This is a genomic window from Stenotrophomonas ginsengisoli, from assembly GCF_001431485.1.
Taxonomy (GTDB): Bacteria; Pseudomonadota; Gammaproteobacteria; order Xanthomonadales; family Xanthomonadaceae; genus Stenotrophomonas; species Stenotrophomonas ginsengisoli.
Map to the genome: position 1 here is coordinate 1 of NZ_LDJM01000093.1, position 654 is coordinate 654.

The 654-nt window shown below is 59.3% G+C and carries 1 protein-coding gene; it reads left to right on the forward strand.

The window, feature by feature from the left end; all coding sequences use genetic code 11:
* Positions 1-144 precede the first annotated feature (144 nt).
* Positions 145-540 carry an EF-hand domain-containing protein gene (locus ABB30_RS15470; RefSeq protein WP_057639187.1) on the forward strand — a complete coding sequence of 132 codons (396 nt, stop codon included), beginning with the start codon at positions 145-147 and terminating at the stop codon, positions 538-540.
* The last annotated feature ends 114 nt before the right edge of the window (positions 541-654 follow it).

A 654-nucleotide genomic window follows, 5' to 3' on the forward strand; every position in this document is an offset into this window, starting at 1 on the left:
GCGCCGCACTGTGGGGCTGGGTGTCGCAGGCACTTGGCCACTGAACCGGTTGCGTTGGGCGACGAAACAGCGCCTGGTCATCATCACGCCGGCGACTGCCGGAACCGAGGTATATCCGCACACGCACTTTCTGGAGAAGCTGCAATGAAAATTGACCAAAAGCCTACGTTTCTGCTCCTCGCACTTGTTCTGCTCGTGTCCACTCCGGAGGTCCGCTCCAGCAGTTTGCAGGATGAAGGAACGGTGTCGCGGCCAGCGAATTCAGCTCCTACGACGTGCATTGAACTGGCCGCCTGGGGCGATGCAGCCGACTTCAGTTCGCGCGGAGTCGGCATGCTGAAGCAACGCTGCGACTTGGAAGACATCCAAGCCAAGTTTGCCGAACTGGACCGCAACCAGGACGGCTATCTCAGTCAGAAGGAATTGCCCGTGGAACACACGCTCAGCCAGTACTTTTCCGAGGTCGACTTCGATGGCGACAAGCGGCTTTCGTTGGCGGAAGTCGCAGAGCACGACGCCGAGACGAGCCCGATCGAGTGAGTCCGGTGCCCCATGGGCTCGAACTCAAACAAACCACCAACCAAACGGGAGGAACAACATGCACATTCGACCCCTTCTGGCCGGACTCCTGGTCGGCTCCTTGTTCAGCGGTTT

Bases quoted from the DNA above. Each gene is read 5' to 3' on its own strand.
- ABB30_RS15470 (WP_057639187.1), top strand. From the start codon at position 145: ATGAAAATTGACCAAAAGCCTACGTTTCTGCTCCTCGCACTTGTTCTG.